Genomic DNA, 24,005 nt, shown 5'->3' with positions numbered 1-24,005 from the left:
TTTTACCGGTTTGGGTGATAACAACAAACCAAGGCTCCAGCCAATCAACAAGCGTCACTGGCAGGGTTTCACCATTTTCGGGGAGTCTCAGGTGTTGTTTTCATCTCTTTCAAGCAATTCCCAACGCAATCAAGGCAAGCCTCCTCTATGGCACGGGCAGCCATTGTCAAAGCCTGGTCGTTTACTTGGTTTGGGCGCTTTATTGTGCACTTCGCTGCTTGCTGTATTGCCTTCCTCTGTAGATGCTTCCAATAGCCCAAAGCCTTTGGTTATGGTGCTGGGCGCCGAGCCTGATGGTGGCTTTGACCCCATCCTTGGCTGGGGGCGTTACAATAATCCGCTTATTCAATCAGCCTTGCTGCGCCGCGCCGGCGGTGGTGAGTTTATCGGCGATCTCGCCAGTGATTGGACCCTGAGCCCGGACAGGCTCAAATGGACAGTAACCCTGAGGCCCAATCTGGTGTTCAGTGACGGCAGCCCGCTTAATGCAGAGGATGTCGCCTTTATCTTTGAGCTCGCCAGAAAAGGAGCAGGCATGCAGGACTTGTCCAATCTTGCCTGGGTGGAGCAAAAGTCTGAACTGCAAGTCGAATTCACCCTCAAGCAGGCTGATATTGGCTTTATCGATACCTTGGCAGAGTTGGCGATAGTGCCAAGCGACAGTTACGGCCCGGATTATGGTCAGCATCCCATAGGCTCGGGGCCCTATAAAATGCGCCGCTGGGATAAGGGGCAGCAGTTGATCCTGGAAGCCAACCCCAGATATCAGAGTGCCGATCCCGACAACCCGTTGCTGAAAAAACCCTTTTTCGACAAATTGGTCATCGTCTTTGCCGACGAAGACAGCCGCTTTGCCATGCTCAGAACCGGGCAGTTGCAACTCTCGGCGCTGGCACCCAGATATGCCGATGCCCTGATGGAGCAGGGCAATTATCGCCTGTGGTCACAAACCAGCGTCGATAACCGCGGCATTGCCTGGCCGATGCGAGCAGAAGATAACCCTGTCACCAGTGAATTGGCGGTGCGCCAAGCCTTCGATATGGTGATCGACCGCCAGCAACTTGTCGATGGCTTGCTGGGAGGGTATGCAAGACCTGCCTGGTCAATTGCCGATGACTTGCCATGGGGCGGCGCGGTTCCTGGTTGGGCCGACTGGGATTTGAAGCAGCGTTTACTCAAAGCGTCTGAACTCTTGGCCAATGCCGGTTGGTTACCGGGAGCAGACGGCATTCGCGAAAAGAATGGGCGACGGCTGACATTCCCGCTCTACTATCTGGCCGGTGACAGCATACGTGAGCAGTTGGCGCTGGCCAGTGCCCAGATGGCCAGAATGGCCGGGTTCGAGGTGGAGCCCAAGGCGGACAGCTGGGAAAACATCTATCGAGTGATGCATAAGGCGCCGGTACTCTTTGGCTTTGGTAGCCTTTCTGCCAATGAGATGGCGCTTATCTACGACAGTCGCAATGCCGGCAAAGGCTATTTCAATTCAGGCTACTATCAAAACCCGCTGGTGGATAAGGCGCTGGAAAAGGCTCGCGAGGCAGATTCTGTTGATAGCGCAATTGCATTCTGGCAGCAGGCGCAGCAGCAGATAAGCCAGGATGTGCCCTGGAGCTGGTTGGTTAATCTGCAGCATCTGTATGCCGCCAATCCGTGTTTGTACCTTGGGCAGCCCTTGGTTGAGCCCCATGGCCATGGCTGGCCGATCACCAATAATATCAACCAGTGGCGCTGGCAATGTCCGTGAAATCACCAGCGTCAGCCAGCGAGCCGATAGCGCCTCAAAAGTGGTCGTCAGTCTGCTGGCGTGGCGCCTTGCTGCGTTCAATACGGCTTGCGCTGCTGTTACTGTTTGCTTGTTTGTTGGCGTTTGTGCTCTTGTCATTATCGCCGCTCGATCCCTTAATCCACTACCTTGGCGGTAACCTGCTGGCGGTATCCGATGCCCAGCGCACCCAGATGATCCGCGAGCTGGGGTTGGACACCGGACTCTGGCAGCAGATCACCAGCTACTTTTCCGCGCTGCTGAGTGGCGATATGGGACAGAGCCTGGTGTTTCGCCAGAGCGTTTCTGAGGTGATTGCCGAGCGCTTGCCGCTGTCTCTGCTGTTGATGGCGCTCTCCTGGGGATTGGCGCTGCTGTTTGGTTATGGCCTAGGACTGCTGTGTGCCATCACCGAAGGGAGTCTCTGCGATCGCTGGCTGAGACGCTTTGCCTGGCTGCTTTCGAGCATTCCGTCATTTTGGTTGGCGATGATAATGATAAGCCTGTTCTCTGTCACTCTGGCCTGGACGCCCGTGTGCTGCGCTGCGCCGCTTGGGCTGAGTTTTACCGAGCAGAGCCTTGGCAGCATGTTGTTGCATCTTGCTTTGCCGTTGACTGTACTGACGCTGAGCCAGCTATCGCCCTTGGTGCTGCACACCCGGGAAAAGGTACTGGATCTCTACCACAACGAATATGTGGGATATGCCCAAAGTCATGGTAAAGGTCGTCTTGCGGTATTCAAGAAGCATATCTTTGCCAATAGCTTGAAACCTGCGATAGTGCTGCACTTTGCTTCTTTTGCCGAGCTTTTCGGCGGCTCTATTCTCGCCGAAACCGTGTTCAACTTTCCCGGACTCGGTAGCGCCTTGGTCAAGGCCGGACTCGGCAACGATGCGCCCTTGCTGATGGGGATTACCCTGTTTTCGGCGCTGTTTGTGTTTTGCGGTAACCTGGCCGCCGAGCTTATCAGCGCCAGATTGCAGCGCGGCAGGCTCAGTGGGGGTTCAACTCATGCCGCTGGGGTGCAGGCGTGATGGGCGGTTTAACGCTCTATTTGAAAAGCCTTCAGGCAAAGGATGCCCGCCGCGTCGCCATCTGGATTTGGCCGGTTTGCGGACTTCTCTTGCTGACGGCACTATGCTTGTTATTTGGCAACCATGCCAGTGAGCTTAACCTGCTGGCCAAGAGTCAGGGGCCATCCTGGACTCATCCCATGGGAACGGATTGGCTTGGGCGTGATATGGCCGAGCGCAGCGGCGCGGCCATGCTCAAAAGTCTGTGGATAGGCGCGCTGGCGGTACTGCTCAGCAGCTCGCTGGCACTGCTGCTGGCCTTGTTGGCACAAACCGGATCCAGATGGCGCCACGCTGTATTACTAGGTTGCGATCTCTGTATGTCGCTGCCACATCTGTTGCTGCTGATCTTGCTGGCGCTGGCCTTTGGCGGCCAGGAATATGGGGTGATTGCGGCCCTGGCTTTGAGCCACTGGCCAAGACTGACCCGTTTACTCTTACTGGAAATGGATGAAATCCTGGCCCAGCCCTATGTCAGTTTGGCGCTGGGGTTTGGCGGCTCCAGGCTCAGCTCTCGCATGCGCCACTTATGGCCTCATATCATGCCGCAGTGGCTGATTGGCGGGCTCAACTTGTTTCCGCATGCCTTGCTCCATGTCGCGGCGCTGAGCTTTCTTGGCTTTGGCCTCGACAGCAACGCGCCCTCCATGGGCGAACTGCTGGCTGAGGCCAATCGTTATCTGTTGCTTGGTCAATGGTGGCTGGCGCTGTTCCCCGGGCTCTTGCTGCTGAGTTTTGTTCTGTTGCTGTCAAAGCTTGCCGAAAACCTGATCAAGTTTGCCAGAGATGGTATGGCGGCGCCTAAGTTACTGGGCACTAATGCCTTGAGATCTAAGGGTGATTTACTTTCCTCAAGCGATGTTAAACCCGTTGTTTCCATTCATACCCAAGTGACAGATTTAACGCTTAAGGATAACTGTGGCAGAACCTTGCTGGATGGGCTCAATATTGAGGTGACACCAGGACAGGTTACTGCAGTGCTGGGGGAGAGCGGCGCCGGTAAGAGCTTGCTGGCGCTGGCTATCATGGGCAGTTTGCCAAAGGGCATAGTCATGCAATGCGCTGGTTTGATGCGGCCACAGAAGACGGCGCTCTGCGCTCAGAGTACCCAGGTGCTGGACGCCAACATTAAGATAAGCGAATTGCTTGACTGGTACTGTGATGACGCCATGCGCCCTTACCGGCAGGCTTTGTATGACGAACTGGGTATTACAGCGGAGATCTTGGCGGCTTATCCCCCCATGCTCTCCGGCGGTATGGCCCGGCGGGTATTATTGGCCCAGGCCCTATTGCAAGCGCCGGATCTATTGCTGGCCGATGAGCCTTGTTGCGGTCTGGATGAGCTTGCTGCCACTGAGCTTTACGCCTTACTTAACGACTTTGCCAGCGGCGCCTTGCAGCTGCGGCTGGGTTTAGACGCCAGCCCAAAGGCGGTACTGGTTATCAGTCATAACCTCAGGGCCGTGCTGGCCTTGGATGCCGAGCTGTATCTGCTGCGCCGCGGCAGGCTCACCGAGGTGACGGATAGCGCCAGTCTGCGGGCGAGTCTTGCCGGGCATAAGTTGGGAGATAAGTGTGAGTGCGAAGGCGGCTACAGCCGTACCTTGCTGGCGGCATTGCCGGAAAACTGGCCTGCAAGCAGCTGTCGCTTGGCTGATGCTGAACTAAAGAGCGAACTCAAGAGTCAACTTAATAGTCGACTCGATAACCAGTCTGCTAGTCAATTCACTGGCCAATCTGCTAGTCAAGCCGCTAGTCAACCTGCTAGTCAACAAAAGCCCCATGGTGACAGCCTGGAGAGTTTCAACAACTCGCCTTGTCGGAGGCGCGCATGAGTCTGAATTCTTTGCAAACAAAACCGGCTCAGTCCGGCTCTGCTTTGGAGCTTGAAAGCGTGCCTTTGCCATCTGCATCGTTATCGCCGCTGCTCTCGCTTAGTGATGGCTTGGCTTACCGGGGCAGTAAGGTTATTGAGCTGCCTGATATAGCCATTAATCACGCCGAAATTCTCGGGATCTGGGGTGACAGTGGCTGCGGCAAGTCTACCATGGCAGCGATACTCACAGGCTTGATGCCGCTTGCGGCGGGAAAGCTTGAGTGCAGTCAGGCGCTCAAGCAGGTTCGCGGCCGCCCTTCACCCATTCAGTGGGTTATCCAGCAGCCGGAGCAGGCGTTCAACCCCAGATTGACCCTGGCGCAATCATTGAATGAGAGTTGGCAAGGGCGTGATTATGCTCATTTCTTGCCCATGCTCGGCGTGACCGAGTCCGAATTCAGGCGCTGGTTGGCATCACGCCCCGGCGGCCTTTCCGGCGGTGAGCTGCAAAGGCTCAATATTCTAAGAGCACTGGTGCCGGAAACCCGGCTGCTTATCTGTGACGAAATCACGGCCCAGCTCGATATGGTGAGTCAGCAAAGGCTTTGGCAACAACTGTTGCAGATAGCCCGTGACAGGCAATTGACCTTGCTGGTGATCTCTCACGACAAACCTTTGCTCGGCGCGGTTTGCGACAGAGTGCAGCCCTTTAAGGCGGCGTGAAAATCTGTAGTTAAACTGATATTCAGCCAATAAAAAACGCGCCCTGAGGCGCGTTTTTTGGATAAGGGTTCGTTAGAAGTTGGCGCTTCTTGGGGCGCGAGGGAAGGGGATCACATCGCGGATGTTGGACACACCGGTAACGTAAGACACCAGACGCTCGAAGCCCAGACCGAAACCTGAGTGAGGCACGGTGCCGTAACGGCGCAGATCTCTATACCACCAGTAATCTTCCTTGTTGAGATTCATCTCGGCTAGGCGCATATCCAGTACGTCCAGACGCTCTTCACGCTGTGAACCACCGATAATTTCACCAATGCCGGGGGCCAATACGTCCATCGCCGCCACTGTCTTGCCATCTTCGTTGAGACGCATATAGAAGGCCTTGATATCTTTTGGATAGTTCTTCACTACCACAGGAGCCTTGAAGTGCTCTTCGGCCAGATAACGCTCATGCTCGGATTGCAGATCTATGCCCCACTCGACATCGTACTCAAACTGCTTACCGCAGTTTTTGAGGATCTCAACCGCATCTGTGTAATCCACCTGGGCAAAGTCACTGCTGACAAAGTTCTCCAGACGCTCAATCACGCCTTTATCGACGCGCTGGGCAAAGAACTGCAGGTCGTCCATCCGCTCTTCCAGCACCGCCTTGAAGGCGTACTTGAGCATGGCTTCCGCCAGACCGGCAATATCGTTCAGATCGGCAAAGGCTACTTCCGGTTCAACCATCCAAAACTCGGCCAGGTGACGACTGGTGTTGGAGTTTTCGGCGCGGAAAGTAGGGCCAAAGGTGTAAATCTTTGACAGGGCACAGGCGTAGGTTTCGCCGTTGAGCTGGCCCGATACGGTCAGAAATGCCTCTTTGCCGAAGAAGTCTTCTTCGTAATTCACTTTGCCATCGGCGGTACGTGGCAGGTTTTCCATGTCCAGCGTCGATACCCGGAACATTTCACCGGCGCCTTCACAGTCGGAGGCGGTGATCAGTGGGGTAGATACCCAGATAAAGCCGTTTTCGTGATAGAAACGGTGAATTGCCTGTGACAGGCAGTTACGTACCCGGGCCACTGCGCCAATGATGTTGGTACGTGGACGCAGGTGCGCCAGTTCCCTCAGGTGTTCAACCGAGTGGCGCTTGGCCGCCATAGGATAGGTATCAGGATCTTCCACCCAACCTGTGACTTCCACTTGAGTTACCTGCAGCTCAAAGTCCTGGCCTGCGCCTGGGCTTTCAACCACTTCACCTGTGACAATCACGGAGCAGCCGGCAGTGAGCTTCAGCACTTCGTCATTGTAATTGGGTAAGCTATTTGGCACCACGCCCTGGATAGGATCGAAACAGGAACCATCATAGACGGCAAGAAACGAGATGCCGGCCTTGGAATCACGACGGGTTCTAACCCAGCCACGTACAGTGACCTGTGAACCGACCGCATGCTCACCTTTAAATACAGATGCGACAGATGCAATGCTCATTATTGCTTAGTTCTCCAATGAAACGTTTTATGCTTCAACTCGGCCCCGAAAATAGTTCGAGAGCAGAAATCAGGCAAATCCCTGACTATATTGATGACACAGGAAAAAATTTGGAGGTTTATATTACCTTGCTGGTGGCTTTTCTCAAGCTGAAAAAGGTATTCTGGGGGTAATATCCCCTTCAGACGGAAGGAGTTCGGATGAAGAAGGTGAAAATCTTTCAATATCTGTTGGCAAGCCTGTCGATTATAGGCTGGTCACTGGCAATTTATGCCCTGCTGGTATTCGATAAGGCGAGGCCGGACAGGGCCGTAGGCTACTTCTTCAGCAAAGGGGCGCCGGTGCGTTTGTACTGGGACCCTCAGCAAACCATGCTATTGGAATACATCATCTGGGCTTGCGCCGCCATCAGTTTCCTCAGTCTGGCTTTTAACTGGTATGTGGCCCATCACAGCCGTTTGGGTTATTGGTTCAATATTCCACTGTTGCTGCTCTCATCCACCGCCGCCGGCTTGTATCTGCGTTTCTTTATCTAAGCCTTCATGTTTTGCTGTCAGCGCAGTTGCCGACAGAGCATATCGATAATCGCTGCGGTGGCGCCCCAAATAAAGTGCCTGCGATAGGGAATAAAGGTGACAGGGTAGAAATGGCCGCGGCGCTCGAACATTGCCGTGTGACGATTTTCCTCTTCGAGTAAAAACGTCAGCGGCACCCGAAACAGCTCCTGCACTTCGGCCGGGTCAATTTTGGCCTCAAAGGGTGACTTTACCCAGCCAAGTACAGGGGTGATCTCAAAGCCGGTAAAGGTGGGGTGATTGGGAAGTTGACCTATGATTTCGACATTGTCCGGTGCCAAACCTATCTCTTCTTCGGCCTCTCTGAGGGCTGTCATGATAAGGTTCTGATCTTCGGCTTCCAGTTTGCCGCCTGGAAAGCTCACCTGACCGGGATGAGCCTTAAGATGCTTTGGCCTCTGGGTCAGGATAAGCTCCGGTCCCTGTAAACCCGGCTCCAACGCGATAAGTACAGCGGCGGCTCTGAGTTTGGCCGGGGTCAAAGGGCTAGAATGGTATCGACTCAGAGCTCTGAGTTGAAAACGGGTCAACAGCTCGTCTTTATCCATAGCGTCCTTGAAGTCGATTGAAGTAATCAATAACCAAAGCCATTATTGTCCAGTCTTCGCAAAGCACTCTCAACCAGCTTGAGTAACAAGTATCAGGTTAAGGCTTGTCTGGCTCCGGGGCTAATAGCGGCAGTATTCGACTCACTTTATCATAGGTTTCCTGGTATTCGGCATCCACGTCTGAGTCGGCCACTATACCGCCGCCAGCCCAGCAATAGAGCTGCCCGGAATCGGCAACCAGGGTTCGAATGGTGATGCTGCTGTCCATTTTGCCATCCTGACTCAGATACCCGATGGCGCCGCAGTAGAGTGAGCGGCGACTGGGTTCCAGCTCTTCAATAATTTCCATGGCGCGGATCTTGGGCGCGCCTGTGATAGAGCCGCCGGGGAAGGCGGCCCGCAGTAAGTCTGTGGCCTGATAACCCGCTGCCAGTTCGGCGGTCACTGTGCTGACCAGATGGTGCACCGCCGGAAAGCTTTCTATGGCAAATAGATGCGGTACGGCCACACTACCTGGGCTGGCGACCTTGCCAATATCGTTGCGCAGCAGATCTACTATCATCAGGTTTTCGGCTCTGTCTTTTTCCGACCCCGCCAGCTGTTTGGCAAGTTCCCTGTCTTGTTGTTCATCGGCACTTCGGGGCAGGGTACCCTTGATGGGCTTGGTTTCAATATGGCGATTGGAATCCAGGGCAATAAAACGCTCGGGTGAGATTGACAGAATGCAGTTATGCTCCAGACGAATAAAGGCAGAAAAGGGCGCGCCATTGGCTTGTCTGAGCTTACGATAGGCTTGCCACTCATCACCTTGATAGTCGGCCTGGAATCTTTGGGTCAGATTGATCTGATAACAATCGCCGCTGTGAAGATATTGCTGCACTTTGGCAAACTTGTCGCCATATTGCTCGCGGCTGAGCTGCGAGCGCCACTCACCGCTGAGTCGGAACGCTTTCTGGTCAAGGTGCTTATTGGGGCTGTTTGTGACTTTGGACGTTAGCCACGACAGGGTTGCTGTCAGCGCCTTTTCGCCGCGGTAATGCACCAATTGCCAGCACTCTAATTGCTTATCGCGAATAAGAGCCCAGTCATAAAGACCGACATTCATCTCCGGCAGAGCGATATCGGCTGCGGCCAGTTTTGGCAGTTTTTCCAGTCTGCGGCCAAGATCGTAACTGAAGGCGCCCACCGCGCCGCCGCTGAAAGGCAGATTGACCTGCATGGCATTGGGAAAATACTGTTGCAGCAGTTGTTGCAGCAAGGCAAAAGGATCGTCACTTGAGCGTCGTACGCCGCTCGCCTCAGAGATTTGGGTGGTTTCAGCCATGGTCACCAGTCTGGCTATTGGCTCGGCAACTATGATGTCGTATCTGGCGTCATTGTGCTGGGCATCGGCCGAATCCAGCAGCATGGCCCAAGGCTCACTGCTGAAGTGGGAAAACAGCTCTAAGGTTGAGAGTTGCCAGTCAAGAACGCGAATGGCGGGAGGGCAAATAGCCTGCTGGTACATCGAACGACCCTATCTGAAAATGTGATGTAGCCCAAAAAGGAACGAAAGAGTATCATAACGGCCACAAAAAACTAATAAAACCACCCCTGGCCCTTGGTGAAAACGCGTTGTATCACGGCTTTGCTGTCGTTTTGAGCATTTTTGTGTCGCAAAACCGACAAGCGGAGCCTGAAATTCAAGGCTTTGGCTTGAATCTCTGTTGAGCGTTGATCCTGAGCTGAAGGGGCGGATCCTTAGGCTAATGGAGCGCCAAACATGTCTGTAATCAAGCAAGCTGACTTTATCGACAGCATCAGTGATGCCCTGCAATATATCTCCTATTACCATCCCAAAGATTTTATCGATGCCATGGCCGCCGCCTATGAGCGTGAGCAGAGCCAGGCTGCCAAGGATGCAATTGCCCAGATTTTGATCAACTCGCGCATGTCTGCCGAAGGACACAGACCCTTATGCCAGGATACCGGTATTGTGACCTGTTATGTCTATCTGGGAATGGGCGTGCAGTGGGACAAGACAGATATGACAGTGCAGCAGATGGTGGATGAAGGCGTGCGCCGCGCTTATACCAATCCTGATAACCCGCTGCGGGCTTCAATAGTGGCCGACCCGGCTGGCAGCCGCAAGAATACCCGCGATAACACACCTTCCGTGGTGCATATTCAGATGGTTCCCGGCGATCATATCGAAGTGGCCATTGCCGCCAAGGGCGGCGGCAGTGAAAACAAGGCCAAGATGGTGATGCTCAATCCATCTGACGATATCGCCGCCTGGGTTGAGAAGACACTGCCAACCATGGGCGCCGGCTGGTGTCCACCGGGTATGCTGGGAATAGGTATTGGCGGCACCGCCGAGAAAGCCGCTGTGCTTGCCAAGGAAGCCTTGATGGAGAGCGTGGATATTCACGAGTTGATGGAGCGCGGCGCCGAAACCACGGAAGAGAAGCTGCGTTTGGATATTTTCGAGCGCGCCAACAACTTAGGCATTGGTGCCCAGGGCCTGGGTGGTTTGACTACTGTACTGGACGTTAAAATCAAGACAGCGCCAACCCACGCCGCCTCCAAGCCTGTGGTGATGATCCCCAACTGTGCCGCCACCCGTCATGTGCATTTCCATCTTGATGGCAGCGGTCCAGCCGAGTTGACTCCGCCAAGCCTTGATGATTGGCCGGAAATCACCTGGGAAGTGGGTGAGAGCGTGCGCAGAGTCAATCTCGATACCGTTACCCAGGAAGAGATTGAAAGCTGGAACAGCGGCGATACTCTGCTGCTCTCGGGTAAGATGCTCACCGGCCGTGATGCGGCTCACAAACGGATCCAGAGCCTGATTGAAAGCGGTGAAGGCTTGCCAGAAGGAGTTGATTTCACTGGTAAATTCATCTATTACGTCGGTCCAGTCGACCCGGTAGGTGATGAAGTGGTTGGCCCGGCCGGCCCGACAACCGCTACCCGTATGGATAAGTTTACCGATCTTATGCTGGATAAGACAGGGTTGATGGGCATGATAGGCAAGGCAGAACGTGGTCCGGCCACAGTCGAATCTATCCGCAAGCACAAGGCGGTATACTTGATGGCCGTCGGCGGCGCCGCTTATCTGGTGTCCAAGGCGATTAAGCAATCTCGCGTGGTGGCGTTTGAAGATCTCGGAATGGAAGCCATCTATGAGTTTGACGTCAAGGATATGCCTGTTACTGTAGCGGTTGACTCCAACGGGGTGAATGCGCACGAAACCGGCCCGGCAATCTGGAAGGTGAATATCCAGAACGCCAAGGCTTAAGCTGAACCTTGAGGGGCCTGTTGGCCCCTTTTGCATTGCAATCAACAACCAATAAGAAGATTTATAATGAAAACCAACCCACTATTGATGGCGCTGGTGGCCGCAGGTCTGGCTCTGCCGGCGCTGGCTGCCGATAAGGCACCTTTTACTGTCCAGGATCTGGTCAAGCTCAACAAACTCCATTCTGCCGCTGTATCCAATGACGGCACCAAGCTTATCTACGGCCTGAAGAAGGTCACCGACGATGGCAGCAGCTCAGATCTCTATCTGTTGGATCTCAGTGACAAGAATGCGGCTCCCAAGCAGCTGACTTCTGCACCGGGTACCGAGCACGATGTGGCCTTCAGCAGCGACAACAAGCAAGTCTATTTTATCGCCGCCCGTGATGGCAGCAGCCAACTGTATCGCTTGCCGCTGGATGGTGGCGAAGCCCAGGCCGTATCTGATTTGCCTCTGGGTATCGACGGCTACAAATTATCGGCCGATGGCAAGCAGGTAGTGATGAGCATTCGTGTTTTTCCCGAGTGCGACACCCTGGAATGTTCAAAAGCCAAGTTTGATAAAGAAGCCGAGCGCAAGAGTACAGGTCGTGAATACGATCAGTTGATGGTGCGTCACTGGGACACTTGGTCTGACCATGCCCGTAATCACCTGTTTGTGGCGCAGCTTGAAAACGGCAAGCTGGGTAAGCCGGTGGATGTGACTAAGGGCCTGGATACCGAAACTCCACCCAAGCCATTTTCCGGCATGGAAGAGGTGACATTCAGCCCGGATGGCAAATATATTGTCTACAGTGCCAAGGCACCGAGTAAAGATCAGGCCTGGACCACCAACTACGATCTCTGGCAGGTGCCGGTCACAGGTGGCAAGGCCAAGAATCTTACCGAAGATAACCAGGCCTGGGATGCCCAGCCGGTGTTTTCCGCCGATGGCCGCTACCTGGCCTATCTGGCGATGAAAAAGCCCGGATTCGAGGCCGACAGATACCGCATCATGCTCAGAGACACAGTCACGGGTCAGAGCAAGGAAGTGGCGCCCATGTGGGACAGAAGCCCGGCCTCGCTGAGCTTTGGTAAAGATAACAACACCCTGTATGTGACCGCTCAGGATCTGGGGCAGGTGTCTGTATTTGCCATCAACACCCAGTTTGGTGATGTGCGCGCCATCTACAACGATGGCAGTAACAGCCTGGTGGGTCTGGCGGGCGATCGTTTGATCATCAATCATAAGTCTTTGGTGGAACCGGGCGATCTCTACTCCATCAACATGGAAGGGCAAAACCTGACCCGTTTGACTGAAGTCAACAAGGCCAAGCTGGACAAGGTTAAGTTCGGTGAGTTCGAGCAGTTCAGCTTCAAGGGCTGGAACAACGAAGAGGTTTATGGTTACTGGCTCAAGCCGGCCAACTTCAAGAAAGGCAAGCAGTATCCGGTGGCCTTCCTGGTACACGGCGGCCCACAAGGTTCATTCGGCAACAGTTTCAGCTTCCGCTGGAATCCTCAGCTGTGGGCCGGTGCCGGATATGCCGTGGTGATGGTGGATTTCCACGGCTCTACCGGCTATGGTCAGGCCTTTACCGATTCCATCAGCCTGGATTGGGGCGGTAAGCCTTTGGAAGATTTGCAAAAAGGTCTGGCTGCGGTTGCTAAACAGCAGAAGTGGATAGATGCCGATAACGCCTGTGCCCTCGGTGGCTCCTACGGCGGTTACATGATGAACTGGATCCAGGGCAACTGGAACGACGGTTTCAAATGCCTGGTTAACCACGCCGGCTTGTTTGATATGCGCTCCATGTATCATGTGACCGAGGAACTCTGGTTCCCTGAGCATGAGTTTGGCGGCAGCTACGAGCAGGCCAAGGATCTTTATGAGAAGTTCAATCCGGCCAACTATGTGGAAAACTGGAAGACTCCTATGTTGGTGATCCACGGTGAGAAAGACTTCCGGGTACCTTACGGTCAGGGTTTGGCGGCGTTCAGCTATATGCAGCGCAACAATATCCCTTCGGAGTTGCTGATCTATCCGGACGAGAACCACTGGATCCTCAACCCCAATAACCTTGAGCAGTGGTACGCCAAGGTACTGGGCTGGATGGACCGCTGGACCAAATAAAGGCGGCGAGAGCGTTTAGTCAACAAAACCGGCCTGATGGCCGGTTTTTTCATGGCTTGAATAAAGGTGTTTTGCAGTCGAAGAGTCCCACTCGTAAATGGGCTGGCGGTAGGCGTTTTTTGTGGTCGCTGTCTTGCTAATTCTACCTTTGGCTCATTGTATTGCTGTGACATCTGGGTTAGATTGAAACAAGTGTTTAAATCTAACGTTTAAAGAGTCTGCTGATGAATCCCTACCAAGCTCCGTTAACCGATATGCGCTTTTTGCTTGAGCACGTCTTTGATGCCGAACAAACCTGGTCTTCATTGCCTGCTATGGCCGATGCGGTCGATCTCGATACTGCCGCTGCCATCCTAGAAGAAGGCGCCAAACTGTGTCGCGACCTTATCCATCCTATAAACCGCAATGGTGATGAACAAGGAGTAAGTTTCGAGGCTGCCAAGGTGATCACACCCGATGGCTATAAAGAGGCCTATGCCGAGTTTGCCGCCGGTGGTTGGGTAGGGCTGTGCGGCGATCCTGAGCTGGGGGGAATGGGGATGCCGAAAATGCTCGGTGTCATGGTCGATGAAATGGGTTACAGCGCCTGTAACGCCTTTACACTTTACAGCGCACTGACCGCAGGTGCTGCACTGTGTATTCATGCCCACGGCAGTGAGGAGCTCAAGGCCAAATATTTGCCAAAACTCTACTCAGGCGAATGGGCCGGCGCCATGGATATGACAGAGCCTCAGGCAGGTTCGGACCTGCGTAATATCCGCACTCGCGCCGAACCGACCGACAGCGGCAGTTTCCTTATCAGTGGTTCAAAAATTTTCATCACAGGTGGCGATCAGGACTTGACTGAGAACCTGGTGCATCTGGTGCTGGCCAAAATCAGCGGCAGCAAAGGCATCTCGCTGTTCCTGGTACCTAAGTTCAAGGTGGCCGATGACGGCAGTTTGGGCGAAGCCAACGGTGTAACCGTCGGTGCCATAGAGCACAAGATGGGCCTCAAGGGCTCGGCGACTTGTGTGATGAATTTTGATGATGCCGAGGGTTACCTTATCGGCGAGCCCAACCGTGGCCTGGTGTGCATGTTCACCATGATGAACTATGAACGTCTGTCCATAGGTATTCAGGGGCTTGGTAGTGCTCAGGGCGCATATCAAATGGCGGCCGACTATGCCAAAGAGCGCCTCCAGGGCGTTGCTGCCGGCGGCTCACCAACCGGCAGCGATTCCGATCCTATTTTGGTACACGGCGACGTGCGCCGCATGCTGCTGAATATTCGCGCCATGACAGAAGCGGGTAGGGCCTTGGCCATGCTCACAGGTAAACAGCTGGATCTGGCCAAGTTTGCCGAAGATGAAGCGGTTAAAGTCAAAGCCAGTCGTTACGTGGGCCTCCTGACTCCGGTTGCCAAGGCGTTCCTGACCGATCGCGGTCTGGACGCCACCATATTGGCGCAGCAGGTATTCGGTGGCCACGGCTATATTCGTGAGACAGGCATAGAACAGTTGGTGCGTGATACCCGTATCGCCCAGATTTATGAGGGCACCAATGGTATTCAGGCCATTGACTTTTTGGGACGCAAGCTCACAGGTGACCGCTTGGCGACCCTGAATGAGTTTATCGCCGATATCAAGGCCGATATGGCGAGCTTCGAACAAGTATCAAATGAGCAGAAACAGCGTGTTGAAAGCCTTTTCGACCAGTTTGCCAGCGCGATTGCCGCTATTAACGAGCAAAAAGGCGATAAGCCTGCGCTCATTAACGCCTTGGCGGTTGAAGCCTTGGATGCCTTTGGTTACATACTCTACGGTTACCTGTGGCTGTTGATGGCAGATAAGGCACTTGCTGCAACCGATACGCTCGAGCCGGGCTTTGCCGAGGTCAAGAGCCAACTGAAGGAGTTCTACTTTGCCAAGTTGTTGGCCAAAGCCGATTTCCACTTGAGTCAGCTGGTCAGTGGTGATGACAGTGTGATGGCCCTTGCGTCCGACCTATTCTGATAACACAGAAGTATTCAAGCTAAATTGAAAGAGCCGCGATAAGCGGCTCTTTTCTTATGGCTTTATTGCCGTTTTATGGAGGTAAGAGCTTTGAAGGCGTTTCACTAACGGGCGCTGACATTAAGTTCTGTCTGTGCTTTTTCCTGCGGTGTTGGTTTGGGCTTGTCTTGCTCTTTTGCCGCCAGTTGGCTTTCTGCGCGGCTGTTTGCACGGTAATCTGTCAGCCCCTGCAGCAAAAGTGTGGCAAAGGGCGCGGCTTCAAGCTCCTTACTCTGGGGGCTCAAACCATTTTCCAGTATCACAAACAGGTATCTGGGCACTTGCTTGTCACTGTCATCGGTAACATAACCGGCCAGATTCACCACACCCTGCATACTGCCTGTCTTGGCCCAGACTCTGCCCTTGAGCGGTTTGTTGGCGTAGCGTTTGCGGTACTTCAAGGTGCCGCTGTGGCCGGAAACCGGTAGCTTGTGCATCAACCACTGGTAATCCGGGGTATCGGCAATCAATCGCAGCAACTGCGCCAACTGCCTGGCATTCAGCAGGTTGTAGCGTGACAGCCCAGAGCCGTCTATTAGTTGGGCTCTTTCCAACACTACGCCTTTTTCTGCCAGCACTTCCCTGATGGCCTTGGCACCGGCACTGAAACTGGCGCCATCACCATAATAGTGTTTACCCAGCTGTTTAAGCAGGCTGTCGGCAATCAGGTTGTCAGATTCCAGCAGCATGGTTTCCAACAGCTCGGGCAGGGCATCCGAGGCATGACTGGCCACCACCCTTGAGCTGGCCGGTAGCTGATTGGAGGTCAGTATCTTGCCTTTGATACTGAGTTTGCCCTTGATAATGCCGGCGACGCTGTCGATGGCATATTGGCCGGGGTCGTTGATCGCCAGCGCCAACGGCAATACCTGGGAGCCCGGGAAACAGCCACTGAAATGAAAGTGGTTACCGGGTAATCTCGCGAGTTGCAGTTCGCAAAAGCCCTGCTTGTGGCCCTTGTCGAAGATGGCGTTGGTGGTCAGTTTGACTGGCAGATAAACCGGCGCGGAAATTTTGGCTTTGTCCGAGGCGAGTGTGGGCTCGAGTTTGCCATGGACACAGTTTTGGTTGATCACATAGCTGGAGACGGGCGCCGCGTAGCAGATCCCCAAATCATCCCATACCCAACCGGGCGCTCGCAGCTGCTCATGGGTTTCTCCTATCAAGATAAGATTGCCCTGCACCTGGCTAATACCGGCTTCGGTGACACGCTTGAACAGCTCAGTCAGATCCCGGCGTGTTAAGGTAGGATCGCCACTGAACAGCAAATAGAGATCGCCTTTAAGCACGCCGCTTTTTGGCGAGCCGGTACTGAGAATACTGGTGTGATAGCGAAACTCCTCTCCCAGCAGCTCGGTGGCTGTTACCGCGGTCAGCAGTTTTTGGGTACTGGCCGGGATCATCAGGGTTTCACTGTTGTGGCTCAGCAGTTGCTCGCCGCTTTGCAAATCTTCTATCCAGACGGCAGTTTGCGATGAGGCCGGGGTAATCAGAGTCAAAAGATCATCGAGAGAGGTATTATCGGCCTTCAAAGAGGAAGACAGCGCCATGGCGCTCAATAATAACAGTGGACGTGCCAAGCCCTGCAAGGACAGCTGTGGCATGGAAAAGCCTCCGGTTCCGTGAATGCTTTTGAGAGTATAACCTGCAGGGCCTTAGCTGTCGTCCTTGTCCATCAGCGAATAAAGTTTCAATGTGACTATCAACACCAGACCGATAAACAGTGGCAGTACCAAAGGGCCGAGATAGGTTTTGAAGTGAAACAGGGCCCAGGCCGCGAGCAGGGTGCCAATAAGAGTGAACCAGAATTGTTTGTTCATTGTCGTCCAGTTTGAGTTCAGTAAGTGAGAGGCTCAAGGGCATATTAGTGTATAAGGCTAATGCGCTGATAACAGGGCTGCCATCACAAAAGCGTGATCTGGGTCGGCTTAAGAGTGCAAGCCGCATTATAGAGAGCGCTTTTTGGGTTAAATAGCGCCGAAATCGTGAACCAATAGCGACTGTTGGCGAGAAAAGGCTTGCCCGGGCCGGGACAAGTGGGTAATTTCTATTGCCTTATTCGCCCCGCAGCGGATCTTTGTCGATCTCGCCATACAGGGGAAGGACATTCTTGCCGGGAAACACAGGGAGCGAGTGGATTGCCGGAACATACAGTGACAGGAGGATACCTTGCTGGATAAGCTGGGTGGAATTGCCATAGCGCCGGATGCATTGCACTGGTTGCTGACCCCAAGTAACTTCAAACAGACCTTGATTGAGCGGATCCGTTGCGCCAAAGAGGCTATCTATATTGCGGCACTCTATCTGGAAGACGATGAGGCCGGACGCGAAATACTTGCCGAACTGCTGGCGGCCAAGGCAGCCAGACCCGAACTCGAAATCAAGGTGTTGGTGGATTTTCACCGTGCCCGTCGCGGCCTTATCGGCCACAAGGGTGATGGCGGCAACAACTTGATGTACCGTCAGGTGATGGCGCAAGCACAGCAGCGTTTCAACATTTATGGTGTGCCGGTGAAATCCCGCGAGTTTATGGGAGTACTGCACCTCAAGGGCTTTATTGTCGATGATGCCGTGATATACAGCGGCGCCAGCCTCAATAACATCTACCTGCAGCAGAAAGATAGATACCGTTTCGATCGCTACCATGTGCTGGAGTCGGCCGAGCTGGCTGCCAGCATGCGAGAGATGATTGACAGTGCCATTTTGAGCGACAAAGCGGTCAGTTGCCTGAGCTGTCCGGAAGAAGAGGAAGTACTGCCGGAAAAAATTGATGTCAGAAGCTTTAAACAGCGACTGTCGGCGGCAACCTATCAGTTCAAGGGCGTTGAAGAGGGATTGCGGGTCACGCCGCTTTTGGGCCTCGGACGCAAGCGCAATCCGCTCAACAAGGCGGTACTCGCCATGGTGGAGGAGTCCAAGGAATCGCTTTTTATTTGCACTCCCTATTTTAACCCGCCCTATGCTTTGGTGCGGGCGCTGGTTAAACACCTGCGCAACGGAAAGCGTCTGGATATTCTGGTGGGTGACAAGACGGCCAATGACTTTTATATCCCACCGGAGCAGGATTTTTCCACCATAGGTGCCTTGCCGTATCTCTATGAGCAGTCGCTGCGCAAGTTTGTCAAACGCCAGCAGTGGGCGGTGGATCAGGGGCTACTCAATATCTATCTGTGGAAGCATGACAACAACAGTTATCACCTCAAAGGGGTGAGCATGGATGGTCGCAAACACCTGCTCACCGGCAGCAATCTCAATCCGCGGGCCTGGGCCCTGGATCTGGAAAATGGTTTGCTGCTGCATGATGACAAACAAGTGCTGGCCGAGTCTTTTGTCAAAGAGCAACAACACCTGCTGCTGCACAGCCAGCGTTTGTATCATTACAGCCAGATAGATACCTTGCAGAGTTACCCCAAGCCGGTAAAGAAAATCATGAACCGCATTCGCAGGCTCAAGGCCGACTTTCTGCTGCGGCGTATTCTCTGATAGCGCTTTCCCCAAGCGCTTGGCCGAATGAGAGCATGATTGCAGAACTTCATTCCGTTATGGTTTAACCTTGGCTTATTCAGTCAAGGTTAAATCCAGCCAAGGTTAAACACAGCCAGAATGAGTGATATCGTCCGCTTATCCCGCATCAATTTCCGTCATCTTCTGGTGCTTAGGCAACTGCTGGAAGAGCAAAGCGTCACCCAGGCGGCCACGCGTCTGTGTTTGAGCCCTTCGGCGGTCAGCAAAATACTCTCCCAGCTCAGGGATTGCCTCGACGATGAGCTCTTCTACCGCCAGGGTAACCAGCTGTTGCCGACAGCAAAGGCCAAACGACTCGGGCCGGTTATCAGCGCCATGCTCAGAGAGATGGACAACCTGTTTACCGAAGAGGGCTTTCGCCCGGAAGGATTTCAAGGGCGGATGAATTTGGCGCTGAGGGAAAGCAGCTTCGAACTGCTTGCGAGCGCTATCGCCAGCGTGCAGCAGCAGGCGCCGGGAATGACACTGGCGGTGCATGCCAAAGAGAGCACGGGGTTTCAATCCCTGTGTGAAGGACGGGTGGACTTGCTGGTTCTGCCTCACGATTTGGGACAGCCGCCAACAGGCCGCAATGAACTGATTTGGGAGCGCTTGGCAGAGGACGAGATGTGTTGCCTGATGCGAGCCGAGCACCCGCTGGCAGCAAAAGAGCTGACGCTGGATGCCTATCTGAGCTTCGCCCATGTGGGCATTTTGGATGCCGATCTGCAGCAACCCTTTTTCGAGCAGTCATTGGCACAATTGAGCCGCAGGCGGAATCTGGCGATGGAAGTCGCCGACTTCGGCGCCGCCGCCAGTATCTGTCGTCACTCGGACTTGCTGTTTACCTGCTCGGCGCTGTGGGCTTCAATGGCGGCGCAGGCAAGCGGCATGGTGGTTAAGCCATTGCCCTTTGCCTATGGCAAGGTGGGCTATAGCATGGTGCATCATCAAAGTGGCAGCCGGGATCCGGCGCTGCAATGGCTAAAAGCAACCCTGCTCAATGGCTTTAAGCAGTCCATCAGCCAAGGTTAACCGGTGGCAGACTGATATTGGCTATGCCGGCGCGGCTGAGCGCCTTGGCCAGGTCATTAATCTGCTGTTGGCTCGCCTTGGGCCAGCGCAAGGCCTCGCCTTTGACACCATGATGATTGTAACCGTTTAGGCGTAGCCGCATCGGCTCACCCTTCAGCGCTTGCCGGCGTTGCAAGTCCAGCAAAAACGACGCCAGGGCGTCAAAGTGTTGCCAATAATCACTCTTTCCGGGTACTTCCAGTAGCCTGACTTCCGCCAGTTTCCCTGCTTCGGCCAGCAGTTGCAGGCTCTGCTTGACCTTGATGTTGCCACGGCCTGTCAGTCGTCGGTGAGCCGGCTCATCCCAGGCTTTCAGGTCAACCATGGCGCCATCAAGCCAAGGGAGCAGACGTTGCCAACCACTTTCTCCCAGGCTGCCATTGGTATCCAAAAGGCAAGTCAGGTGTTTGAGCTCTGGGCTTTGTTTAATGGCCTTGAACAGGTTACTGACGAACTTCAGTTGCAAGCTGGCTTCTCCGCCACTCAAGGTGATACCGCGGATAAAGGCTTTCTGTCTTTTAATCAGCGCCAACGCTTTTCCGACTGACAGGCGTTGGGTCTTAGGCTGGCTGCTCGAATGGCAAACATCGAGACAGGTGTCGCAGCCGATGCAGCTTGTACTATCCCAGGCAAGCCTGAGAGACGCTTTGTTATTTGGAACTGTTTGAGTGTCAGCCGCAGTGGCTTTAAGGCTCAAGGCGCCTGCCGGGCAGTGCGCAATACACTCTCGGCAGGCGTCACACAGAGTGATGGTTTCCGGATTATGGCAACCCGGGCAGCGAAAATTGCAACCCTGAAGGAAAAACACCATGCGATTGCCCGGGCCATCTACGGTCGAGAAGGGCAGCACCCTGGCGACTTCGGCACTGGTAACCTCGAAGCCCATAGTCAATGCCGAAGCATCGGTATCGCCGCTACTTAACTCACGGCTATTCGACTCACACCCATTCAGCTTATAGCGATTAAGCTCAGAATGATTGAACGGGCTATCAAACACTCCAGGAGCTGCACTCTTCATAAGTTACGCCCTTACACCGGGGACTTGCCGGCGGCATGGAACTCGGCGCTCACTACCCGTGGTGCCCTTTGGGTCACGGCCGTGGTTTCACTGGCCTCTGTGCCCAGGAAGGTGGTGTTGGTACGTGAGCCTTGTTGCCGGTAACTGGCGATCTGCGACTTTTTCACCATATAACCTGTGATGCGCACCAGATCGGTATCGGCGGTGTTGGCGGTAAATTCACGAAAGCCGGCATCCAGCGCGCCGATACACAGCTCAAGCAGGGCTTCAGGATTGGCCTTGATGGTTTCATCCAGAGTCAGGATCTCGCTGATCCCGGAAGAATAGAAAGCGTGTTGAGGCGCCAGCGCCAACACATGAGTGACAGGATCCGGCTCGTGGCCATAGGCGATTCTGGCGCCCGGAGTGGTGCCTTTGTCGATGGAAAGCCCCCCCTGGGCATGAAGTAAGGCGCGGCCATTAAAGCCGAAACTGACTTGGGTCGTGGTCACTCTATCACTGAGCGCGCGGCTAATGGCTAAACCGAGCGCATTGGCCTGTTCACTGTGACCATATTCGCCCCTCATACCTGCCAACTGCTGCAGATGATTGACGGCTTCGGCCATGGCATAAACGCCGAACATGGGTGCAAAGCGGGATTCGTCAATGAGGCCTTCTTTTACCAGGAATGAGTCGAAGAAATGGGACCTATGGTGTAAAAACTCACAGCGCAGCTCAATCAGTTCATACATCAGGTTGCAGTAATGGGGCAGGGTGCGCTCGAGCATTTCCTCCAGGGTACCGGCTTCTTCGGCGACGGCTTTGAGGTTAAGTCTGACCAGCGTATTGGCCCCGCCTCGGGTGGGGAGCGCGTTATAACAGCTGACAATGCCGAACGTTTGATTTGGCGCCTCACCGGGAGCACAGGCAAAGGTTTGGGCATGTATCGGCCAGTTGCCGATGTGAGGTTTACTGCAGGCAATGATATTGTCTGTTGCCAGTCGCAGCAGCGCTTTGGGGGTGCGCTTGGGATCATACATAAAGGTTAGATTGGGGGCCACCTGCTTGAGCTCGGCATCAATGCGCAAAATAGTGCGGCAGACACGATTGTCCTCTGGGCCTATGTTGGCATGCATAAAGGCGTCCGGCAGGGTGCGATCCAACTGGATCCAGAAGCGTTTCAGTTTCTGATACAAGGCGTCATCACTGACGTTCTGGCAGTAAGGCAACAATAAACTATCGAGATAGCCAATAAACACCGGGATATTGGTGACTGACGGTACATGGTGATACAGCACCATCAGCTTCATCAGGGCATCATCCAGATCTTCGGCCGGTGTCAACTCCAGATACTCGGAGCCTTGCTCGAGAAAACGTTGGTAATCGGGCAAAACATATCTGGGTTTGAACGGGGCATGACCCTCAAACATATCGCAGATAATGCCTTTATCCATGGCTTGGGTCAGTGCTTCACTGCGAGGCAGATAGGGAATACTGGCATCGGCGGCACCGGCCAGCGCCAGGGTCTTTTGCTTGGGGTCAAGCAGGGGATCGGTAATAAGACTGAGAAATTGATTGTCCATAATGAGACTCCGCTAAAGGCAAGGCGCTAACCGGCGCAATGGCCGAATTGGCTTTCAAACACAATAATTGAAACGGCTTTTAACCTGAGTCTAAGTAGGGGCTTTATTTTCCGGAAGTGAAATGTGCTTGATGGTGCTTGTCGAAAATGGAAATCCGCTGCTTTGCATCAAGTATTGCAAAGGCAATGAAGAAGCAAGGAGATATGGAGTGAAAGCACTGTTGAGAGACGGATAAAAACGGGCTATGGTCGCTTGAGAAAGACCTCGGCCTTGGCAAGACAGAGTAACTGGCATAAAAAACGCCTGCATTTGGCAGGCGTTTGGCTTTGAACTCGGATTACTTGGCTGTCATCAAGGCAACGGCGTTGTCCAGCATACGGTTGCTGAAACCCCACTCGTTGTCGTACCAGGCCATGACTTTCACCAGACGTCCCTTGACGCGAGTCTGGGTGGCGTCGAAGTTGGACGAGAAGGCGTTGTGGTTGAAGTCGATGGAAACCAGAGGCTCCTTATTAACCGCCAGCACTTCGTTCATGGGTGAAGTCTTGGCCGCCGCTTCTATGATGGCGTTAACTTCTTCCACTGTGGTATCGCGGGAAGCGATAAAGGACAGGTCAACCAGAGACACGTTGACAGTCGGAACCCGAACCGCCAGGCCGTCGAATTTGCCCTGAAGCTCAGGTACAACTAAACCAACAGCCGCCGCTGCACCTGTTTTGGTTGGGATCATCGACAGAGCCGCCGCACGGGCACGACGCATATCGCTGTGATACACATCAGACAGACGCTGGTCATTGGTGTAGGCGTGAATGGTGGTCATCAGGCCGGATTCAATGCCGATGGCATCGTTCAATGGCTTGGCCACAGGCGCCAGACAGTTAGTGGTACAGGAAGCATTGGAGATAACAGTCATCTCTTTGGTGATTTCCTGGTTGTTAACCCCGTATACCACAGTGGCATCAACATTCTTGCCGGGAGCTGAGATGATAACCTTCTTGGCGCCGGCATCCAGGTGTGGTTGTACCGCTTCTTTGGAAGTGAAGATACCGGTACATTCGAAGACTACGTCTACCTGCAGCTCAGCCCATGGCAGCTTGGATGGATCGCGCTCCTGGAAGGTTGGGATCTTGTCGCCGTTGACATAAATAGCTTCGTCGTCGTGTTCTACTTTGGCGTTGAAGCGGCCGTGAACAGAGTCATACTTGGTTAGGTGAGCGTTGATGGAAGCGTCTCCGAGATCGTTGATGGCAACGATTTGAATTGGATAGTCTTTCTCGCTCTCGTATAGAGCACGCAGAACATTGCGTCCGATACGGCCATAACCGTTAATTGCTACGCGGATAGTCATCTCATATCCCTCTGGTGAATGTAAAAACAGTAATTGGTAGTAAAATTACAAAAATGACGCGGGTCGTCAAGTTAAATCACGCTGTAACTGGCTATTCCGTT

The 24,005-nt window shown here is 53.9% G+C and carries 18 protein-coding genes; 10 read left to right on the top strand and 8 right to left on the bottom strand.

The annotated features are described in order from the left end of the window. The first annotated feature begins 202 nt into the window (after nt 1-202). The 4 genes from N512_RS0107840 to N512_RS0107825 are packed head-to-tail and all read left to right on the top strand — an operon-like array spanning nt 203 to nt 5,377. A complete protein-coding gene (locus tag N512_RS0107840) occupies nt 203-1,747 on the top strand; it encodes an ABC transporter substrate-binding protein (protein ID WP_231473540.1) in 1,545 nt (514 codons plus the stop codon). Next, the gene (locus N512_RS22505; protein WP_081737111.1) at nt 1,738-2,799 is read left to right on the top strand and encodes an ABC transporter permease; all 1,062 of its coding nucleotides are present in this window, start codon (nt 1,738-1,740) and stop codon (nt 2,797-2,799) included. Before N512_RS0107840 ends, N512_RS22505 begins: the two co-directional genes overlap by 10 nt. Continuing rightward, complete coding sequence (locus N512_RS24025; protein WP_081737110.1) at nt 2,799-4,673, top strand: ATP-binding cassette domain-containing protein; 1,875 nt, start codon at nt 2,799-2,801, stop codon at nt 4,671-4,673. Before N512_RS22505 ends, N512_RS24025 begins: the two co-directional genes overlap by 1 nt. Beyond that, nucleotides 4,670-5,377: an ATP-binding cassette domain-containing protein gene (locus tag N512_RS0107825; RefSeq protein WP_231473538.1), complete on the top strand. Its 708-nt coding sequence runs from the start codon at nt 4,670-4,672 to the stop codon at nt 5,375-5,377. Before N512_RS24025 ends, N512_RS0107825 begins: the two co-directional genes overlap by 4 nt. A 72-nt stretch (nt 5,378-5,449) precedes the next feature. On the opposite strand, the gene asnS is transcribed toward N512_RS0107825, so the two are convergent. Next, on the bottom strand, nt 5,450-6,850 hold the full coding sequence (gene asnS, locus N512_RS0107820; RefSeq protein WP_028779952.1) for an asparagine--tRNA ligase: 1,401 nt from the start codon (nt 6,848-6,850) through the stop codon (nt 5,450-5,452). 200 nt (nt 6,851-7,050) lie between these two features. Here asnS and N512_RS0107810 point away from each other — a divergent pair, with 200 nt between their 5' ends. Further along, the gene (locus N512_RS0107810) at nt 7,051-7,386 is read left to right on the top strand and encodes a hypothetical protein (protein ID WP_025010305.1); all 336 of its coding nucleotides are present in this window, start codon (nt 7,051-7,053) and stop codon (nt 7,384-7,386) included. A gap of 17 nt (nt 7,387-7,403) precedes the next feature. Here N512_RS0107810 and N512_RS0107805 read toward each other — a convergent pair whose 3' ends face one another. Together N512_RS0107805 and pabB are read right to left on the bottom strand one after the other, a co-directional pair. Next, a complete protein-coding gene (locus N512_RS0107805; protein ID WP_028779951.1) occupies nt 7,404-7,973 on the bottom strand; it encodes a CoA pyrophosphatase in 570 nt (189 codons plus the stop codon). Between the two features lie 97 nt (nt 7,974-8,070). After that, complete coding sequence (gene pabB, locus N512_RS0107800; protein WP_028779950.1) at nt 8,071-9,480, bottom strand: aminodeoxychorismate synthase component 1; 1,410 nt, start codon at nt 9,478-9,480, stop codon at nt 8,071-8,073. 255 nt (nt 9,481-9,735) lie between these two features. On the opposite strand from pabB, the gene N512_RS0107795 reads away from it, so the two are divergent. From N512_RS0107795 to N512_RS0107785, 3 genes are all read left to right on the top strand, one after another. Then, complete coding sequence (locus N512_RS0107795) at nt 9,736-11,253, top strand: fumarate hydratase (protein WP_025887332.1); 1,518 nt, start codon at nt 9,736-9,738, stop codon at nt 11,251-11,253. Nucleotides 11,254-11,319: 66 nt separating this feature from the next. Then, nucleotides 11,320-13,365, top strand: coding sequence for a dipeptidyl-peptidase 5 (locus N512_RS0107790; protein ID WP_028779949.1), 2,046 nt, complete (start codon nt 11,320-11,322; stop codon nt 13,363-13,365). Between the two features lie 224 nt (nt 13,366-13,589). Then, nucleotides 13,590-15,359: an acyl-CoA dehydrogenase family protein gene (locus tag N512_RS0107785; protein WP_028779948.1), complete on the top strand. Its 1,770-nt coding sequence runs from the start codon at nt 13,590-13,592 to the stop codon at nt 15,357-15,359. A gap of 104 nt (nt 15,360-15,463) precedes the next feature. Here the strand turns inward: N512_RS0107785 and dacB are convergent, their stop codons facing one another. Both dacB and N512_RS24510 read right to left on the bottom strand, forming a co-directional pair. Next, nucleotides 15,464-17,002 (bottom strand): D-alanyl-D-alanine carboxypeptidase/D-alanyl-D-alanine endopeptidase, encoded by a 1,539-nt coding sequence (gene dacB / locus N512_RS22495; RefSeq protein ID WP_051472705.1) that lies wholly within the window; start codon nt 17,000-17,002, stop codon nt 15,464-15,466. 51 nt (nt 17,003-17,053) lie between these two features. After that, nucleotides 17,054-17,218, bottom strand: a complete 165-nt coding sequence (locus tag N512_RS24510) for a hypothetical protein (protein ID WP_093982798.1) — start codon at nt 17,216-17,218, stop codon at nt 17,054-17,056. A 349-nt stretch (nt 17,219-17,567) separates the two neighbouring features. Here N512_RS24510 and pssA point away from each other — a divergent pair, with 349 nt between their 5' ends. After that, nucleotides 17,568-18,881: a CDP-diacylglycerol--serine O-phosphatidyltransferase gene (gene pssA / locus N512_RS0107770; protein WP_028779947.1), complete on the top strand. Its 1,314-nt coding sequence runs from the start codon at nt 17,568-17,570 to the stop codon at nt 18,879-18,881. Nucleotides 18,882-19,001: 120 nt separating this feature from the next. Then, a complete protein-coding gene (locus N512_RS0107765; RefSeq protein WP_037474466.1) occupies nt 19,002-19,937 on the top strand; it encodes a LysR family transcriptional regulator in 936 nt (311 codons plus the stop codon). Here N512_RS0107765 and N512_RS0107760 read toward each other — a convergent pair. From N512_RS0107760 to gap, 3 genes are all read right to left on the bottom strand, one after another. After that, nucleotides 19,924-20,994 carry a YjjW family glycine radical enzyme activase gene (locus tag N512_RS0107760; RefSeq protein WP_331280382.1) on the bottom strand — a complete coding sequence of 357 codons (1,071 nt, stop codon included), beginning with the start codon at nt 20,992-20,994 and terminating at the stop codon, nt 19,924-19,926. The two genes, N512_RS0107765 and N512_RS0107760, sit on opposite strands and share 14 nt — an antisense overlap. Before the next feature lie 11 nt (nt 20,995-21,005). Further along, complete coding sequence (locus N512_RS0107755; RefSeq protein ID WP_028779944.1) at nt 21,006-22,556, bottom strand: YjjI family glycine radical enzyme; 1,551 nt, start codon at nt 22,554-22,556, stop codon at nt 21,006-21,008. Nucleotides 22,557-22,893: 337 nt separating this feature from the next. Continuing rightward, on the bottom strand, nt 22,894-23,904 hold the full coding sequence (gene gap / locus N512_RS0107750; RefSeq protein WP_025010313.1) for a type I glyceraldehyde-3-phosphate dehydrogenase: 1,011 nt from the start codon (nt 23,902-23,904) through the stop codon (nt 22,894-22,896). Nucleotides 23,905-24,005 lie beyond the last annotated feature (101 nt).

The organism is Shewanella sp. 38A_GOM-205m (assembly GCF_000518445.1).
GTDB lineage: Bacteria > Pseudomonadota > Gammaproteobacteria > Enterobacterales > Shewanellaceae > Shewanella > Shewanella algae.
This window is presented reverse-complemented; position numbering and strand designations above follow the sequence as displayed.

Coding starts and splice junctions, on each gene's coding strand:
- N512_RS0107790 (WP_028779949.1), top strand. CDS start 11,320: ATGAAAACCAACCCACTATTGATGGCGCTGGTGGCCGCAGGTCTGGCT.
- N512_RS0107755 (WP_028779944.1), bottom strand. CDS start 22,556: ATGGACAATCAATTTCTCAGTCTTATTACCGATCCCCTGCTTGACCCC.
- N512_RS0107810 (WP_025010305.1), top strand. CDS start 7,051: ATGAAGAAGGTGAAAATCTTTCAATATCTGTTGGCAAGCCTGTCGATT.
- N512_RS0107795 (WP_025887332.1), top strand. CDS start 9,736: ATGTCTGTAATCAAGCAAGCTGACTTTATCGACAGCATCAGTGATGCC.
- N512_RS24025 (WP_081737110.1), top strand. CDS start 2,799: ATGGGCGGTTTAACGCTCTATTTGAAAAGCCTTCAGGCAAAGGATGCC.
- N512_RS0107760 (WP_331280382.1), bottom strand. CDS start 20,994: ATGAAGAGTGCAGCTCCTGGAGTGTTTGATAGCCCGTTCAATCATTCT.
- N512_RS0107825 (WP_231473538.1), top strand. CDS start 4,670: ATGAGTCTGAATTCTTTGCAAACAAAACCGGCTCAGTCCGGCTCTGCT.
- dacB (WP_051472705.1), bottom strand. CDS start 17,002: ATGCCACAGCTGTCCTTGCAGGGCTTGGCACGTCCACTGTTATTATTG.
- N512_RS22505 (WP_081737111.1), top strand. CDS start 1,738: ATGTCCGTGAAATCACCAGCGTCAGCCAGCGAGCCGATAGCGCCTCAA.
- N512_RS24510 (WP_093982798.1), bottom strand. CDS start 17,218: ATGAACAAACAATTCTGGTTCACTCTTATTGGCACCCTGCTCGCGGCC.
- N512_RS0107805 (WP_028779951.1), bottom strand. CDS start 7,973: ATGGATAAAGACGAGCTGTTGACCCGTTTTCAACTCAGAGCTCTGAGT.
- N512_RS0107765 (WP_037474466.1), top strand. CDS start 19,002: ATGAGTGATATCGTCCGCTTATCCCGCATCAATTTCCGTCATCTTCTG.
- asnS (WP_028779952.1), bottom strand. CDS start 6,850: ATGAGCATTGCATCTGTCGCATCTGTATTTAAAGGTGAGCATGCGGTC.
- gap (WP_025010313.1), bottom strand. CDS start 23,904: ATGACTATCCGCGTAGCAATTAACGGTTATGGCCGTATCGGACGCAAT.
- pabB (WP_028779950.1), bottom strand. CDS start 9,480: ATGTACCAGCAGGCTATTTGCCCTCCCGCCATTCGCGTTCTTGACTGG.
- N512_RS0107785 (WP_028779948.1), top strand. CDS start 13,590: ATGAATCCCTACCAAGCTCCGTTAACCGATATGCGCTTTTTGCTTGAG.